The sequence below is a fragment of the Ammoniphilus sp. YIM 78166 genome, assembly GCF_004522215.1.
Lineage (GTDB): Bacteria > Bacillota > Bacilli > Aneurinibacillales > RAOX-1 > YIM-78166.
Map to the genome: position 1 here is coordinate 18760 of NZ_SDLR01000015.1, position 16037 is coordinate 34796.

At 45.7% G+C, this 16037-nt stretch carries 12 protein-coding genes; 4 read left to right on the forward strand and 8 right to left on the reverse strand.

Annotated elements, in window-relative coordinates; genetic code table 11:
• Positions 1–235: 235 nt before the first annotated feature.
• The gene (locus EIZ58_RS30865) at positions 236–4804 is read right to left on the reverse strand and encodes a bacterial Ig-like domain-containing protein (protein ID WP_240689469.1); all 4569 of its coding nucleotides are present in this window, start codon (positions 4802–4804) and stop codon (positions 236–238) included.
• A 1071-nt stretch (positions 4805–5875) separates the two neighbouring features.
• On the opposite strand from EIZ58_RS30865, the gene EIZ58_RS30870 reads away from it, so the two are divergent.
• Complete coding sequence (locus tag EIZ58_RS30870; protein ID WP_134704863.1) at positions 5876–6625, forward strand: lipase family protein; 750 nt, start codon at positions 5876–5878, stop codon at positions 6623–6625.
• A gap of 21 nt (positions 6626–6646) precedes the next feature.
• Here EIZ58_RS30870 and EIZ58_RS30875 read toward each other — a convergent pair whose 3' ends face one another.
• Entirely contained in the window at positions 6647–7201 is a 555-nt protein-coding gene (locus EIZ58_RS30875) for a GNAT family N-acetyltransferase (RefSeq protein WP_134704865.1), read from the reverse strand.
• 153 nt (positions 7202–7354) lie between these two features.
• Here EIZ58_RS30875 and EIZ58_RS33980 point away from each other — a divergent pair, with 153 nt between their 5' ends.
• Positions 7355–7504, forward strand: a complete 150-nt coding sequence (locus EIZ58_RS33980; protein ID WP_167578064.1) for a hypothetical protein — start codon at positions 7355–7357, stop codon at positions 7502–7504.
• Positions 7505–7572: 68 nt separating this feature from the next.
• On the opposite strand, the gene EIZ58_RS30880 is transcribed toward EIZ58_RS33980, so the two are convergent.
• The 5 genes from EIZ58_RS30880 to EIZ58_RS30900 are packed head-to-tail and all read right to left on the reverse strand — an operon-like array spanning position 7573 to position 12885.
• Positions 7573–8688, reverse strand: coding sequence for a GerAB/ArcD/ProY family transporter (locus EIZ58_RS30880; protein ID WP_134704867.1), 1116 nt, complete (start codon positions 8686–8688; stop codon positions 7573–7575).
• Between the two features lie 32 nt (positions 8689–8720).
• Positions 8721–9818, reverse strand: coding sequence for a GerAB/ArcD/ProY family transporter (locus tag EIZ58_RS30885; protein ID WP_134704869.1), 1098 nt, complete (start codon positions 9816–9818; stop codon positions 8721–8723).
• A gap of 29 nt (positions 9819–9847) precedes the next feature.
• A complete protein-coding gene (locus tag EIZ58_RS30890) occupies positions 9848–10081 on the reverse strand; it encodes a hypothetical protein (protein WP_134704871.1) in 234 nt (77 codons plus the stop codon).
• A gap of 6 nt (positions 10082–10087) precedes the next feature.
• A complete protein-coding gene (locus EIZ58_RS30895; RefSeq protein ID WP_240689470.1) occupies positions 10088–11293 on the reverse strand; it encodes a Ger(x)C family spore germination protein in 1206 nt (401 codons plus the stop codon).
• A complete protein-coding gene (locus EIZ58_RS30900; RefSeq protein ID WP_134704873.1) occupies positions 11290–12885 on the reverse strand; it encodes a spore germination protein in 1596 nt (531 codons plus the stop codon). The genes EIZ58_RS30895 and EIZ58_RS30900 overlap by 4 nt, the downstream gene beginning before the upstream one ends.
• Positions 12886–13285: 400 nt before the next feature.
• On the opposite strand from EIZ58_RS30900, the gene EIZ58_RS33985 reads away from it, so the two are divergent.
• Together EIZ58_RS33985 and EIZ58_RS30905 are read left to right on the forward strand one after the other, a co-directional pair.
• A complete protein-coding gene (locus tag EIZ58_RS33985; protein WP_167578065.1) occupies positions 13286–13435 on the forward strand; it encodes a hypothetical protein in 150 nt (49 codons plus the stop codon).
• Between the two features lie 436 nt (positions 13436–13871).
• Entirely contained in the window at positions 13872–14888 is a 1017-nt protein-coding gene (locus EIZ58_RS30905; protein WP_134704875.1) for a DUF3231 family protein, read from the forward strand.
• 62 nt (positions 14889–14950) lie between these two features.
• On the opposite strand, the gene EIZ58_RS30910 is transcribed toward EIZ58_RS30905, so the two are convergent.
• The gene (locus tag EIZ58_RS30910) at positions 14951–15922 is read right to left on the reverse strand and encodes a M28 family metallopeptidase (RefSeq protein ID WP_134704877.1); all 972 of its coding nucleotides are present in this window, start codon (positions 15920–15922) and stop codon (positions 14951–14953) included.
• Positions 15923–16037 lie beyond the last annotated feature (115 nt).

Consider the following 16037-nt stretch of genomic DNA (forward strand, 5'->3'; position numbering starts at 1 on the left):
ATCATTCTAGTTTTTTCGACTAAAAACTTCAATAGGAGTATATTCCTTTAATTCAGTTGAAAGAAGAGGTCTTTTTACCCAGACATATTACGTGTTTCCGTTCCGAATAAGCCGGTGGATGTTCGGCTAATAGATGTTGTCGGGCTCAAAGGAGGTCTCTACGGATTTCCGTGTCCTTAGGATTCAGCCCCCTTTCTCTCTCGTCGACAAAATTCGAGTCTTGACCAACCCTCTCTTAGGGCTTATTGCCACCACTGTTGCTCTTGCCGTTCTTGCCGTTGTTTCCGTTGTTGCCTTTGTTGCCATTATTATTGCCATTGTTACCCTTGTTGCCCTTATTACCCGTGCCGTCTCCATCGGCTGGATCTTCTTCCGTTTCATCCTCGGGCTGATCTGGTTCCTGAGTTACCTTCACTTTGAGGAAATCCCCCCAGATGATATTTCCTTGCTCATCTCTTGCGTAGATCGTCACCGGCTCTAAGCTGATAAAGTAATTATCAGTCAATACCACGCCCGATTTGTTGACTGAGACGGTACCATTAAACATATAGTTGCGGTCAGACTGCAAGGCTGCAGGATAGCTGTCTCTTGCCGTATAGTCTTTCTGATAGGAAACGAAGCCATCGATGGCAAAATCCGTTGGGATATGGCTATACGTCGTAAAGCTTAGGTTTCCTCCGGCATTGTTAAAGCCAATGTTGTCGATGGCGATGACGCCAGGGTTGCTGTTGCTGGTGAAGCCATACGCTCCGTTGCCGAAGGCTATACTGTTTTGGATGACGTGAGGCACATGGATGCCTTCGCCACCTAGTTTAAATCCATTTTTGTCTCCGCTGCCCACCGTTCCGTCGGTGAGGAAGCCGTTATTGTAAGCAATGCTATCCTCGATCAGAACCGCGCCAATGGCGCCTGTCCCCGCTTTGGTATACAGATCCCAACCGTCGTCGATATTGTTATGCGCAATACAGCCTCTAAAGATATTGCCCACCCCGGAGGTCAGCTTGGCTGCGAAACCATCGGCATTGTTATCAGAAGGATCGCGGTTATCAAAGGAGGTGCTGTTCAAAATCAGATTATGGGACGGCCATTCCGGCTTCGGTGCCAAATCGTCGGTGCGGCTAATCTGCAGCCCGGTGTCCCCATTCTCATAGAATCGACAATCCTCTACGATGTTGTAGCTTCCACCGATCGTAAAGCCCTTGGTATTGCCGGCTGTACGGGTAAAGTCGATGCCTTTTACATGCCAGTAGTTTCCGCTAAGCACCACACCCGTTGATTTCTTGTCAAAGTCGATGACAGGTCTTGCTCCCGGAGCGGCAACTAGGTACTTCTTGGCGTCAGGCAGCCCGTCGTTATATTTCTTAATATCGATCATGGAACTGCGGACATAACGGCCATCGAGCAGAATAATCTTTTGCCCAGGTTGCACGTAGTCAATCGCCGTATCCAAATTCAGGGGCAGCTCAACCGTACCGATTCCCGTGCCGGTTCCTGTCGGGGAAACATAGATATCTCCATTTTCCATAAAGGTTTTCATCGTTACGGTAAAGTTGGACACGATTTTATCGTAAGACGTTAGATACTGGGTGTCATCAGGTAAAAAGGTGACACTAAAGTTGGTTTGGCTATTTTTCGCAAGCACCGCCGGAATCGCGAGTCTTTGTCCTGCCTGGACATCGACATTCTCGACAAGCAGCTGTTGGCCCTGCTTGACGGATACGGTTCCGTTCACATTAGGCTTGACGAGCAAATCATAATGAGTGTTCGAGGTTTTGGATAAGGACACCACTTCGATTTGCGGAGCAACCGCAGCCTGAGGCGGGTCTACTCTTGGCGAATCGGTAGCCGCTTCGGTGACCGAAAGCTGAATGTTACTCACTTCGATCGTCGCCAGACGAGCCACAAAGAATCCAAGGTAAAGCTTTCCATCCTGTACCTGCAAGAGCTCAGGCTCATAGAAAATGGCTTCTTCGCCATTATTCAGCTTGGCGGTATAGCCGCTGTTCGTTTTAGCCAGGGTGAGCTTATAATTCGCAGCGGGATGGGTATTGGAAAGGGCAGGCTTTTCCTTTTTCAGGATGATATTTTGTACCCCTTGGCTGCCTGCTCCATCCGAGGACTCTACCCCTGTTCGGATAAAGAACTGCGTACCGTTTGCCTCAAAGGTTTTTCCGCTGAAGCCGCCTACGGCTGCGATATTCGAAGCAAAGACGGCAGAGTTCCCATGTGTGCCTATCGCATCTCGGGCCATAATTCCAAATGCTTCTTGGCCATCATGCGGATCTTTGGCATAGGCTTTGACTTGAATGTCTGCGGATAAGACAAAGTTATCTTTTCTCGCATCTAGCTCCGTGTAGTAGAAAGTGATCCCGTCATGGTCGCCCGTCACCTTCCCGCCGCCTTCTAGGGCGACAAGCTCAACCGATCCGTCTGGTTTTACGCTTCCAAAATTTCTCGCTGTGGTGGTGGATTGACCAAATCGGATCATGTTCCACTGCGCTTCCGCTTGTTCTCTTACCGTGACCTTATACTCAATCGGGGCTAAAGCTGTGTCCACCGGGATGATCCGGATGGGATACGTTCCCGCGGCTGTTAAGTCAAAGGCAGAGGAATCCAGGGTGTACTGACTGGCAGCCAATGGCTGTCTTTCGCCATTATCATAGACCTTGGCTACGGCGAGGCCAGTCGTTTGGACGGCTTCACCGATGAGATAGGTGGTTTTCGGATAAGCCGTCACTTCGATTCTCACGGCTTCTTTAACTTTTACTATCAGCGGGAGCGCGACGGTTTTGCCTTGGTAAGAAATCGTCACGGTCTGTTCCCCTGGTACGGACGTATCCAGCGGGGAAACCGCGAAGTCCTCTCTCATCAACCGGGCTTCTGTCTGATCGCTGTATTTCGCATAGACGACCAGGCCGTCCAGGTCGATTTCTTCATCAATAAAGTAAAACGTTTTTTCCGGCATTCTCTTGATTTCCAAGGCGGTAATTTCCGCATCTTTTACTCGGACATCAAAGGTGGTAAACACCTCTGGCGCTGCCTTCGATCTGACGGTTACGGTTACCGTGCCTGGATCAAGGAACGGCTGCTGCTCCATCTCCAAGGTGTACTGATCACCCGCCAGCTCCCCTCTCTGGTAGCCGTTATTATACTCCGCGATCACGGTCAAGCCTTTGGGATCAAAGAAATCACCGGGATAGTACACGGTTTTGGCTGGGAAGTATTGAACCTCCAGGGAGGTAACCGCTAAGGAGCTAACCGTAAGCTCCACGTTTGTAGTCACCCCGTTATAGTGCAGGGTAATGGTGTTGTTTCCAGTTCGGCTGCTGTCAAATCCGGTTACGATATAATCCGTGCGGGAGAGCTCTTCCTCACGTCCATCGGAATACACCGCTTTCACACGAAGGCCGGTTAAATCGAGCGCTTCCCCTACAAGGTAAGTGGTTTTCATAGCGCTCGTATCCGCCTGTAAGGCTCTTACTTTTCTCGAGTCGACTTGGATATCAAAGTTGCTGAAGGTCACTTCAGCGTCGCGCGCGACATAGAAGCCGGCATAGATGGTTTCATTGAATAACGCATCTAAGATGACGGTCTCGCTTTGTCCATTTGCCGTGATGACATACGTGTTGCCTGACTTTTTGATTTTCAAGTCGTAAACTTCGTTTCCAGCAGGCGTATTGACCCCTTGGAAAGGATTCAGCTTGGTTTGCTGTCCATCTTGCTTGTAAAAGCCTTTCATAACGGTATCCAAAGCCCCCACGGCCACATACGAAGTGGTCTGGACGGTTGGATCGCCATGCTGGCCGACCTGATCCCTGAGCATGATACCAAAGGATTTTTGGCCTGGTGTGGTAATGGTGCTGTTGCTATTGAAGCTTTTTACGGTTGCGGTAGCCGCCCATTCAAAGTTGGCATCTGCAGGAACCTCACGATAGTAAAAGGACATGCCTTCGTCGTTGGCCGCAATCTTTCCTCCAGACGCGAACAAGGTTACCGATCCATCGTCCTGGATCGCAGGAGCTGGGTTTTTCAACTCGCTCGTATTTCCCCCGAAAGCGCTGAATTGCCAATCTCCAAGCTCAATGGGCGGTTCATCTTGCCCTTCAATTTGAAGGTGGATATCACGATAGATGACCGTTGTGTTTCTCGCGGTATAAAGTCCTGCATAGGAAAGGGCGCCGTTAAAGCCTTCAATGACTTTGACTTCATCCCCATTCTTGATAACGTACAAGCTGCCCGTCTTTTTGATACTCAATCTGTACTCTTGTCCAGCAGCAGGGGGAGCGGCTTCAAAGTCTAGCCCTTTCACTAGGGTGCCGCCTTGCTTGTAAAAGCCTTTCATCTGTTGGTCAAGGGCGCCGACAGCGATGTAATCACCGGTGTAAGTGCTTCCTAGATGAGTGTTGTCCAACACGTCGTTTCGCAGCATAATCCCAAAGGATACCTGATTATGCGGAGTCCAGCTGTACACCTGAGCGGTGACAGACAATTCAAAATCATTGTCGGTGGGAACCTCTTTAAAGTAATAGGCAATCCCTTCTGAAGTGGATGAGATTTTTCCTCTATCATTCGCACTTCTCAGGGTAACCGTTCCATCCCCATTTTCCTTGATGGTAAAGTTATCTTGCGAGATCTTGTCCTGCCCGCCTACATCGCCAAATACACTGCCCTTCCAATCACTAGCAATGTCAATCATCGGATCTGGCGCCTCTGCGGGTTCCTCGGCAAATGCTTGCCATGGCAAGCTTGAGAACACCAAAAGACATGACAAGACACAGGCAAGCATCCGATACAGTCTCTGCATTTCCCTTCCTCCTTTTGATATGTTTTGTTTTAGGTAACGCTTTCACTTCAAAGTAGTGAAATTTAAGTGAATTATATTTTATTTTGTATTGTAAAAACATACAAAATATTAAGGGAATTGTTTTGTTTTTTTCTATTTTTGCTAGGAGGGGGAGGGCTAGGGTGGTTTGGGCGATATTTTTTAAAGAAGATTGTGGATGAGGTGTGGGGAAGCATAATCTTGCAAGTTTACGGGATAATCTTGCAAGTCTGAGATAAAAACTTGCAAGTTCATCATAAAATTTTGCAAGTTGCAGCCCTAATCTTGCAAGCTCTCCCTAAAAGATAATTTAACTAGTCATTTAACTAACTCTTATAAATCGACGACCCCACCATTATACAGTCAATAAATGTAATAGATTCCAATATTTTTTATTGGGGTTCGACAAATTTTACGATACTTACTTGGATCTCCCATGTTACATTAACACTATAGTAACATTGTTAATGTTTTATTTAAAATTTGATTGGAGGTGACTTTCATGCCTTATTTTCACTTTAAAGAGATATGGACGCCTTTTAGTCTGTTAGGTATACGCTTATTTAAGGAAACAGACTCCGGTGCGTTATTCATTAAGGCCTGGAACAAGCCTAGAAAACAAATTACCAAATAAACCAAATGCTACTGAAAGGAGAGTTTGACAATGACCCGACTCATCATCAGTTGCCAACATTGTGCCAAACAATTTCCCTCTCCCCTCCAAATGGATTTAGACACGTTCCATGCTCTGCTTGGCGGTAATTCAGTCAGGTGTCCATATTGTGAGGAACGCACCAAGTGCAGCAAAGAGAATATGATGTTAACTTGCATATCAAAGGAATCAGCTTGATAGATAAAAAACACAAAGGACGTACCATGGACGAATTAGAATTATCTTAACCCCCAATGGTTTCAAGGCCAACCATCGGGGGTTTCGTATTGGTTTAACTATCGCTTACCCACCCTCCCTTTTCCCGAAAAGGGCAAATCCCTACAGCCGCTCATCCCGACATCTCATACAATATTCTGACAGTATAAGGTGGAGGTGCATTCATGTTCATCGGTCAACGCTCGATTCGGCGGGCTATTTTTCTCGCAGCGATGTGCTATCAAGCGATTCAACAATTTACGAATCCGGATCGCTTTTGCCTTCCTAAGGGTTTTACCTTGGTGAAAACCTTACAGTTCGGCCGTTTTTTTCCCAATATAGGGTATATCGCCGAATCCGATGAGGAGATTATTGTGGCTTTTCGGGGCACGGAAACGAACTGGGATAGACTAACAGATCTTAGTACCCGACCTGTCAGCTTTCCATTTGTTCCGCAAGGAGGGGAGGTTGCGAGAGGGTTCCTTATCCTCTATCGGTTGATTAGATTTCAGTTAGGGAACACCCTAGGGAAGCTGTCTTCTCAAAAGCGCCTTTTTGTTACGGGCCACTCTTTAGGGGGCGCACTAGCAACCATGGCAGCCTTGGATATTGCCGTAAACACAAAATTCAAGCGGCCAATCGTCTATACATTTGCTTCCCCTCGCGTAGGAACAAGCACCTTTGCGGATACGTACAACCGAATAGTGAAATGCAGTTTTCGGATTTACAATGTCAATGATTTGATTCCCAGACTTCCTCTCAACTTTACCCACGTCCAAAAGCCATTCCTTATCAATTTCCGAACATCCAGTATAGTTGGAAACCATAGAATGACCAATTACTTCGCAGCGATTTGCCGCTTAGATCTCCCTTTTTGTAAGGGTGCCTGTCACTCCCCGAATATGCTCGAAGTTTGTCGAAGGTTCTGTCCGTAATGAATTCATCTTGCAAGTGATTCACGAAAGATCAGGCCGCCGCTTCAGGTTCAACACTTCGTCCGGATCAGCCACCACTCGTCCGTAATACCTTTGGGAACGGAAGTTATGGATCTCCCGACAGGCTTTAGCCATTTTTTCTAATACCACCTCTTGAGGCAAGGTTTCTTTCGGCGTCCAATAGTAAATCTTCATTTCGTATGGCTCCCCGCTTTGATCCTCTCGCTCATATAGGATCCGGTCAGCTTTTGCAAAGCCGTTTTTGGTGTAAAAGTTAGCCCTCCTCAAGGTGTCCTCATCATCCCGGTCGATGGGTTCGACTTCTAGAATAATGTCCTTACCCTTTTGTTTTAATTGATTTAATACCTTCGAACCTACACCCTTGCCTCGCCTTTCCGGTTTGATTAGAAAATAATCAATAAAAATAAACGTCGGAAATTCAGCGTATAAAAGAATGTATTCATCCGTTTCTTCCTTGTGATACACATCCTTATCCTCAATCAACGCTTGCAATTGACGCGGATCTTTCATTTCATGTTCAGGAAAATATTCATTTAGCCGCTCATACCACTCCATGCATTAGCACCCCCGAAATAGGTTTAGGATTCCTCTGCTTAATGTTGCCGATAATGGACTTGTCCAATCGTTACTCTTCTAATGAAAGCGTTAACAAATCTACAGATCCATGTTATAATAATAAAGCAGTGAAATCTTGAAGGAGGGACTCCAATGTCAAAATGGAAAATTCAAAGTACAAATCCAACCCTGCCATCAGACCTTGAAGAACTACTTCAGCAGTTTGAATGCATTAAAATTGAAGACTTTGCTAAGGATCTTCTCAGAGGCCACTACGAGGAACAATGGGAAGAAGCTATTTAATAGAGGAAATTTTAAAAAGACTGCACCGGATGTTTAAACGGTGTAGTCTTTTCTTGCCTTAGAGCTTGTTACCCAGAGTAAGGTCTATCATTGGTTCCTTTGGAAAACCTTCTCATCGCCGCCACCCCGAACAACAGTAAGGGGAGTAAAATTCCGTAGGTAAAATCATAAAACGGCCAGATGGGTGACATGTTGCCTATGTAGACAATATTAGGCGAAATCATCAGGGACAAATTCACCAAGATGACCCCCATGGGCAAGGTAAGAGATCTATACTCTTTCAACCTTAACGTCTGCGCCAATCCCAATACAGCGGAATAGAAGTAAAACGTAATTCGAAAAAAGAGAGTAATGAACCATATTCCTGCTAAGATGGCTTCTATTCGTTGAAGGAAGTTGCCTATATTTATTTTTTTAGCCAACATATAGCTTGGAAACTGATATCTCGCTGTAAGATCCGGTCCAAGAACCAAAAGGCATAAAGTGATCATGATAGCAAGCGCCAAGCCTCCTATCCCCGCCCCTATCAGAAGGCTTTTGTTAATTTTATTGCTTTGATTCACAAAGGGAAAAATCATCATCAGTACGACTAGTTCAACGAAAGGATAAGTGATGAAGGTAAGCGAACCTCGCAAAATAGGCTTAAAACCTTCTTCAAGGACCGGCTGAACTTTTTCAACCTTCACTTCGGGAAGCAGGAAGATAATCAAGATAAATAAAAGGATAATCACCCAAGGAAATAAAATCTCCGCGCTCCTGGCGATGGTTTCCAAGCCCAAACGAGTGGCCATCAGGATGATCATGACAAAAACAATATGGATCGCCTCGATGGGAGTATCTGGCATGATATGGGTAGTCATAAAGTCCCCGATTTCCCTCAAGGCAACCGCTGCATACAAAAAACAATAGGATAAAAATAAGAGGGAAGCGATGATTCCTAGCCACTTGCCAAAGATTTTTTCATTTAACTGAACCAAGGTTAAGTCAGGGTGGAGTCTACCGACAGCGGAATACAAAGGTAGGACCATCAATCCCACCGCAATGCTTAAAATGGCCACAATCCAAGCGTCTTGTTTCGCTTCCCCAGCCGTAATGGCCGGCAGAATCAAGATCGCATCCCCAATGGTATATAATACAACCAGTATGGTAAATTGACGCACCCCGATTTTCCCGTTCTCCACCATGTTCTTCACCTCCTTTGCTTCTCTATGTTCTCTTAAATATGATGATACCGTTTGCGGATTCCTGTCACGATAAGCAGCAGCAATGGGATGCCTACTTGAAACGGGAGATGCAGATAAATAGGGACCTTTTCCAACCCAATCTCAAGATGTTCCGGCAGATTACCTGCAATCTGGATGGAAGCGATCAGAATGACAATCCCAATCGAAAAGATCATCGGATCCCGCTTCCTAACCTTAAACAGATCCGCAACCCCTGCTGCTGCCGCGTAAAAAAAGACCGCAATCTTAAAGAAACCTCCGATAATTAAGGTCGAGATCACAATCGGATCCAGACGCTGGATAAAACCTCCGACATTGATCTTTTGAGCAGCATGCAGCAAAGGAAACGTCGAAGTGGTGGCGAAGTACGTACCGAGGACAGCAATATCTATAGCGACAGTCACCGTGAGCACCAATCCGCTCAACGTCATGGCAGACAGCCCAATCTTCATTCCCCTTTTCGGTTGATTCAAATAAGGAAGCAACATCGCAAACACCACCATCTCCCCAAAAGGAAAGGTCAAGGTCAAGGGAAAAGCCGTGGTCAACACAGGCTTCCAGCCATTCTCCAGAATAGGGAGAAGGTTTTCGGACCGGACCGCATCCGAAAGAAAAAGGAAAGAGATGCCCAACACCCCATAAGTAATGATCACAACCACCAAGATTTCGCCCGTTCTGGCAATGGTTTCGATCCCTTTGCAGACAGCATAGATAATGAGAGCAATCATGATCAGATGGATCATGAACATAGGGGTTTCCGGATACGCAAAGGTTAAAAGCAGATCCGTAAAATCTCGCAAGACTCTGGATGCGATATAGATGAAATAAAGGATATAGAGCAAAGCCAACGGATATCCAACGTACTTGCCGAGAACTTTCGGAATATAGCTAGTCAAAGGGAGATTCGGAAATTGATAGAAAAGATAGATGTAAATTAAAAAGAGAACCAATCCCCCCAGCATGCCAAGGAGGATCGCCAACCATGCATCCTGTTTCGCTTGCAGCCCTAATCCTACAACAATCGCACTTCCCAATTCAAAGAGAAAGATTAAGATAAACAATTGGGATGAACTGATTTTCGCCTTCTCCATTTCATTTTTATCCTTCCTTCCATTATTGGTTACGTTAAGAGTCGGAAGATCCAATCACTTATGGGCTTATAAATGAAGGAAACCCAATCTAGGGGATTAGGAAGATCCACTCCCTTTGCTACGGCCACGCTTAAGCCCACCCCCAAGACAAGGAGTATCGAAAAAAAGCATAATTCCTTTTTCAGCTTTTTTTCCAGGAGATGAGGAACCTCAATCAGCGCGATCACCATCGCTACCCCTAAAAAAGCCATGCTAGCCACCATATCTACCTACTCCTTCAATTCGCTGAGGAAGGTCTCCCCCACCGTCCCGACACGTCTGATTTTCACATCCACTTTTACCGTTACGGGAAGGTCCTGAAATGCTTGATCCCAATCTCCCTTTAGCTCTTTCCAAGCCTGGGGATCTGATCGGCGAATCGCTTCACCAAATCCGAAAATGTCCGCTTTAACCCTTTCTTGCACCTTCTCTATCGACGCTTCAATCGAATCCTTGATGCTTTGATTGATTTCCGTTTCCAGTTCATCAATGGTCTCGGGTTTGGACAAATCAAGATTCCCGCACCCTACCTCCGCCACATTGCCTTCAGCCTGAATGTTTACATCGATTTGAGGTTTTCCATTCGTGACCCCACCCTTGAGATTGGTTTGGGAGCGCAGCAGCTCGACCACCGCTTTTCCCCCTTTAGAGCAAGGCACTTGATGAACCGTATTGTGCACGTTATTCTGAATGTAATTATAAGCGCCGCTTTCTTCCACGTTGAGCCAGCCTACCAGTCGGTCTTTTTTAAAGGCGGCTAACTGAACATATTGCAAATGGCCGGGGGACTCGATCTCTTCTGCATTGTCTTTGGTTTCCGCTGCTTTTTTATCGCCTTGCACTTGGAGTCCTGTTAATACGGGGTGTTTTCCTTCGCTTACGATGTCAGAAATCAACTGGTCCAAGGTGACCGTCGTCGTCATGGGAGCCCAGGTTTGCTCCGATGCCTGGAGTGAATAGAACAGGTGATTCGCTGGGATTTTTTCTAGAGGCGTGATTACCCTCAGCACGTCTTCCGCTTTGGTTGCCTTCGTTACCACGATGTAAAAGTCGGTTCGGAACTCGTGATCGCGAAAGATCATTTCCAACGATTTTCCAATTCCTTCCTTGGCTAATTCCTCGCCAATCACAAGGATACGAAGATGGGAGAAATAGCTCCTTCTTGGGGATATGGTGGTTATTTTTCGAATCGCCTCAAATAGGGTATCGGATTCCTCTTTATACATCACGACAGGAGCGCGGCCCGTAGCGCCTTGCTTGGCGGCCACTTCGCCAGGATCAACCACCTGAAACGAGACGAGATATTGATCTCCTGATTTATCGATCCCCATCCCTACCACGATGCCCAGTTCATTTAGCTCACGGCGGCTCCAACAACCCGTAATGAGGATCAGTAAAAGTATAAGGATACAGGCCATCCCAAGCCTTCGTTTCACGGTTTTTTCCTCCTTTCTCTCCCCTCTCTCTCACGGACCACATTTTTCTGACTGATTAAGCGCGGTCGAGTAAACATTGCCCATTGTGGTACTCGGATAATCGAATCCTTTTGATCGGCAACAATGAGAGGCGCAAATGGACTCATATAAGGAACGCCGAACGATCGCAAGCTAGATAAGTGCAGAACAAGGGCAATCAAGCCCACGGTGATCCCGAATAACCCAAAGGATGCGGCAAGCCCCATCAAACCAAAACGCAAAATCCGAATCGAAATAGACATATTAAAGGAAGGAACCACAAAACTTGCAATCGCTGTGATGGACACCACGATGACCATGGCAGGGGCGATAAAGCCCGCCTCTACTGCGGCTTGGCCAATAACCAAAGCTCCTACGATGGATACGGCTTGTCCAACCGCCCTCGGCATTCTCACTCCCGCTTCCCTCAGGATTTCAAAGGTGATCTCCATGATGAGAGCTTCCACGAAAGCAGGAAAAGGGACACCCTCCCGTTGAGCCGCCAAACTGATCAGCAGGGGTGTCGGAATCATCTCCTGATGAAAGGTGACGATGGCGACATACAAGGAAGGAGCAATTAATGCTAGAAAGAAGCATAGGAATCGAAGCAAGCGAAGCAATGTTCCGATATCGGCCCGTTGGTAGTAGTCCTCCGCAGATTGATAGAATTGGGTGAACAAAGCCGGCACGAGCAAAACGAACGGAGTTCCATCTATTAAAATCGCAATTCGACCTTCCAAAAGCCCGGCAGCGATAACATCCGGACGTTCGGAATTAAACACCGTCGGAAAGGGGGTATACGTTTCATCCTGAATCAGTTCCTCAATATTGCCGCTTTCCAGAATCCCATCAATATCAATGCGTTCTAAGCGAATGCGCACTTCTTCGATGACCTTGTCATTGGCAATGCCTTTAATGTACATGATAGCGACATCGGTTTTCGTAACTCTTCCTATCTTTCGACTCTCTAGCCATAGATGAGGGTCTTTGATTTTCCGGCGAATCAACGCGGTGTTCGTCCGCAAACTTTCCGAAAAACCTTCCTTTGGTCCCCTGATTACCGTTTGGGTAGAAGGCTCCGTTACCCCCCGGTCTTCCCAACCGCTCATGCCGATGGAAAAGCCTTGTGCATATCCGTCTAGCAGAAAGATCGTTCTCCCAGACAATAACCAATCCAACAGCGTTTCAAAATCGAAAACATCCTGGATATCCCCTACGGCAAGAATAGACTCTTTCAATAGAGCTAAAGGATGGGAGGCAGACGACATCTTTTGCACTAAATCCGTTCCCTGGACATTCAGCATCAGGGTTTCCATGATAAAGTCATGAATGGCATTCTTATTCGACAATCCGTCGGTATACAAAATGGCCGCTTTAAGCCTCTCGTCTTGTCCGATGCGAATTTCCCGAATGATAATATCCCCGCTGTTTCCTAGGGTTTCTTTCACCCTTTGAATATTTTCCTGAAGGCTGCATTTTAACGGCTCTTCTTCAACCGATCCCTCATCCTGATGCTTTCCGGAAGACGGCGGACGTTTAAGCATGTTTTGAATGGTTCGCTTGATAAAACCCATGATTTTACCTCTGAGCTTCAATTATTTATTCAATTTCTATTCTTGCCTTTCTAAATTTTTTATAAACCCGTGATGAGTTTAAATTTTCAGAAAAGGGTGCCTGTCACTCCCCGAAATTGCTCGAAATTTGTCGTCTTAGAAACAAGATTCCCCCTAACTAATGCTCCTGGGGACAACCATCCTGCCATGTAATAACATAAAAATCAAGCCGAGGGGAGCTTGTAAAACCCTACGGTTTGATTTTTTGATTTCAAAAAGCACCCAACCTGACTTTGGGTTCGGAATCAAGGATTGAATGCCCTTTTTACATTGTTATCCACATTTTTTAGATGAAAGCGTTAACAAAATTAAGAATCCATGTTATACTAATAAGGCAGTCAATTCTTGAGGAGGGACTCCAATGTCAAAATGGAAAATCCAAAGTACAAATCCAACTCTGCCATCAGACCTTGAAGAACTACTTCAAAAATTTGATTCCATTAAGATTGAAGAGTTTGCCAAGGATCTTCTCAGAGGCCACTATGAAGAACAATGGGAAGATGCTGTTTAATAGATCATTTGACCCTCTACTTAGGTGGAGGGTTTCTAATTTATTTTGCCAACCCAAATTCATCGCTTTTCGAAAGATGGTCACAAAAAACTAGCATAAAAAGTTAATCTCATTACACACCAAACCAGTTTGCGATGGAAAGTCTGTACGATACTGTCAGATGGGCCCGCGGTGAATAAACTTGGTGCATTCGGACAGGCTCAAGCATTCTTTACCTTGCCCTGTCCAAATTAACCGGATCCATACGGGTACACATAAAAACCCGAACTTGCTCTCAGGAGCAGTTCGGGTTTTCGTATTGATATAGCCTTTGAATCGGCACAAATCGCTGTCATCATGCCAGTCACGGTCCTTTCTGTTTCGACAAAATTCGGGGAGTGACAGGCACCTTTTATGTAAATAATATGTTCAACTTCAAGTGAAAGATGGGTTCTCAATGGAAATCAACACAAACATGACACATCATACTCCACTACATTCAGCAGAGATCGCACAACTTTGGAACACTTATATGATGGATACCTTGGCTATCTGTATGCTCACATATTTTGGGGAAAAAGTGGAAGATGCCGAGATTAAAGACTTTATCCAATATTCAATCACCGAGCCTAAACACCACATTTCTGTGATCAAAGAAATATTTCAGAAAGAGAACTTTCCGATTCCACAAGGCTTTACGGAGAAAGACATCAACCTAAGCGCTCCCAAATTATTTTCCGATGTTTTTGTCTTATATTATCTATGGAACGTGACTAAATTTGTTTTGAACGCCCACGGGATTGCTAAAACACTGTGTACACGCTCTGATGTCAATACATTATACAAAAATGCGATTGGGCATGCCTCAGAATTAGATGACCTCATAAAAACCATTGCCTTGCGAAAAGGGGTTTATGTGAAGCCTCCTTATATTCCCGTTCCCGAGAAGACCGATTTTATTAAAGAGCCAAGCTACTTGGCAGGTTTTCTAGGGGAACAACGGGCGCTTAACGCGATGGAAATAACCAATTTATATAATGCCATTGCTACGAACAACATAGGGAAAATGCTGATTATGGGCTTTAGCCAAGTTGCGCAATCCAAGAAAATACGCCATTATTTCCTAAAAGGTAAATCCATCGCTTCTAATCACATCAACCTATGCAGTGATTTATTAAGAAAAGAAGATATTCCCGCACCGGAAGGATGGGATGTTGGGGTGACGAATTCAACTGTCCCTCCCTTTTCAGATAAGCTGATGTTATTCCATATTACCACCTTGAATGCTTCTGGGATTACGAACTACGCGATGTCTATAGCTTCAAGTGCAAGACGGGATATCAGCCTATTATTTACCCGCCTTTCCGCCGAAATCGCTAAATTTGCTGAAGAAGGGGCAAACCTTATGATTCACAACGGATGGCTAGAAGAACCTCCGCAAGCCCCCAATCGAAAAGCATTAGTAAGACAGTAGATAATGGCCGCTCCGGAAACAACCGAAGCGGCTCGACAAAATTCGGGGAGTGACAGGCACCATTATAGATCCAAACGTTGATCTAACGGACAAAGATACATGGCATGCATTAAATGAAGAATGGTCGCTTCCGATTCCTCCGGTGTAACCGGGCGGCCTATAAACCGACTCAACTCCTCCGCCTCATCCTTAGCGTTAAACGTAGGGATCTGTAAATCCCCTACAGCTTCCTGGTCCAGCTTTAAGACGATTCTTCTTAGATAAGAAGCAATATGATTCATTTTTTCTAAGTTAAGTCGCTCAAACGTATCCTCTTTTTGATGATAATAGCTGCGCCTCGCACAGGTAAAAAACAGGTTAGGAATGCCGTTGATGTCAAAAATGTAATGATCGGAAAGGTAAAACATCGGCCGGTTCAAGAATCGGTAGATCTGCAAACCGGTATGGTCGGTCCCCTGCACCAACTCCGCAAGATCGGGGCGGGTATTCACATTTGTAATAAATAAAGAAGATTCCCTCCCTTGAATCGGCACATCATGGCCACACAAATCCAGAATCATGGCACATTCTAAGCGCTCGATGGGGATGATGGTTTTCGCCAGTTCAAAAAATTGAACACTCCCCATACTAGGCGTTCGAAAATAGGGCGGCTCCTCCATATCAAAGATAGCAATTAAGACGTTCGCTTCGGTATCCGTCTCTACCAGCTGATGAACCACTTCAAGCACAATTCCTACCGCAGCTGCATTATCATCCGCTCCAGGGGATTCCCGAATATGATCATAATGAGCTCCGATAAGCAGCCACCGATCCGAGCTTCCTTTTCGAACAGCCAGGAGATTGCTTCCTTCCACCCCATTGTGGGCAGTAAACGTTTGAATCCAACCTCCTTCCAAAAAAGGAGAAAGCCTTAGCGATTCAAATTGTTGAAGAATCCATTCTTTCGCGGTTTCGTGTCCCGGTGTGCCAGGCACTCTCCCCAGTAACGAAGGACAAGCAAGCTGTTGAGTAAATGAAGCAAGAGAAAATGTCATAGTCGAGACCCCTTTCCTCTTTACTATTTCACAAGGTGATTTGGGCTAATCCTCCGGCTTTCAGCGTACTCATAGTAGAGATAGGGAACCTAAATGTAGGTAAAAAGGAAAGGAA

Excerpts from the sequence above, each read along its gene's own strand:
- EIZ58_RS30905 (WP_134704875.1), top strand. The coding sequence starts at position 13,872 with ATGGAAATCAACACAAACATGACACATCATACTCCACTACATTCAGCA.
- EIZ58_RS30885 (WP_134704869.1), bottom strand. The coding sequence starts at position 9,818 with ATGGAGAAGGCGAAAATCAGTTCATCCCAATTGTTTATCTTAATCTTT.
- EIZ58_RS33985 (WP_167578065.1), top strand. The coding sequence starts at position 13,286 with ATGTCAAAATGGAAAATCCAAAGTACAAATCCAACTCTGCCATCAGAC.
- EIZ58_RS30880 (WP_134704867.1), bottom strand. The coding sequence starts at position 8,688 with ATGGTGGAGAACGGGAAAATCGGGGTGCGTCAATTTACCATACTGGTT.
- EIZ58_RS30890 (WP_134704871.1), bottom strand. The coding sequence starts at position 10,081 with ATGGTGGCTAGCATGGCTTTTTTAGGGGTAGCGATGGTGATCGCGCTG.
- EIZ58_RS30870 (WP_134704863.1), top strand. The coding sequence starts at position 5,876 with ATGTTCATCGGTCAACGCTCGATTCGGCGGGCTATTTTTCTCGCAGCG.
- EIZ58_RS30900 (WP_134704873.1), bottom strand. The coding sequence starts at position 12,885 with ATGGGTTTTATCAAGCGAACCATTCAAAACATGCTTAAACGTCCGCCG.
- EIZ58_RS30865 (WP_240689469.1), bottom strand. The coding sequence starts at position 4,804 with ATGCAGAGACTGTATCGGATGCTTGCCTGTGTCTTGTCATGTCTTTTG.
- EIZ58_RS30910 (WP_134704877.1), bottom strand. The coding sequence starts at position 15,922 with ATGACATTTTCTCTTGCTTCATTTACTCAACAGCTTGCTTGTCCTTCG.
- EIZ58_RS30875 (WP_134704865.1), bottom strand. The coding sequence starts at position 7,201 with ATGGAGTGGTATGAGCGGCTAAATGAATATTTTCCTGAACATGAAATG.
- EIZ58_RS33980 (WP_167578064.1), top strand. The coding sequence starts at position 7,355 with ATGTCAAAATGGAAAATTCAAAGTACAAATCCAACCCTGCCATCAGAC.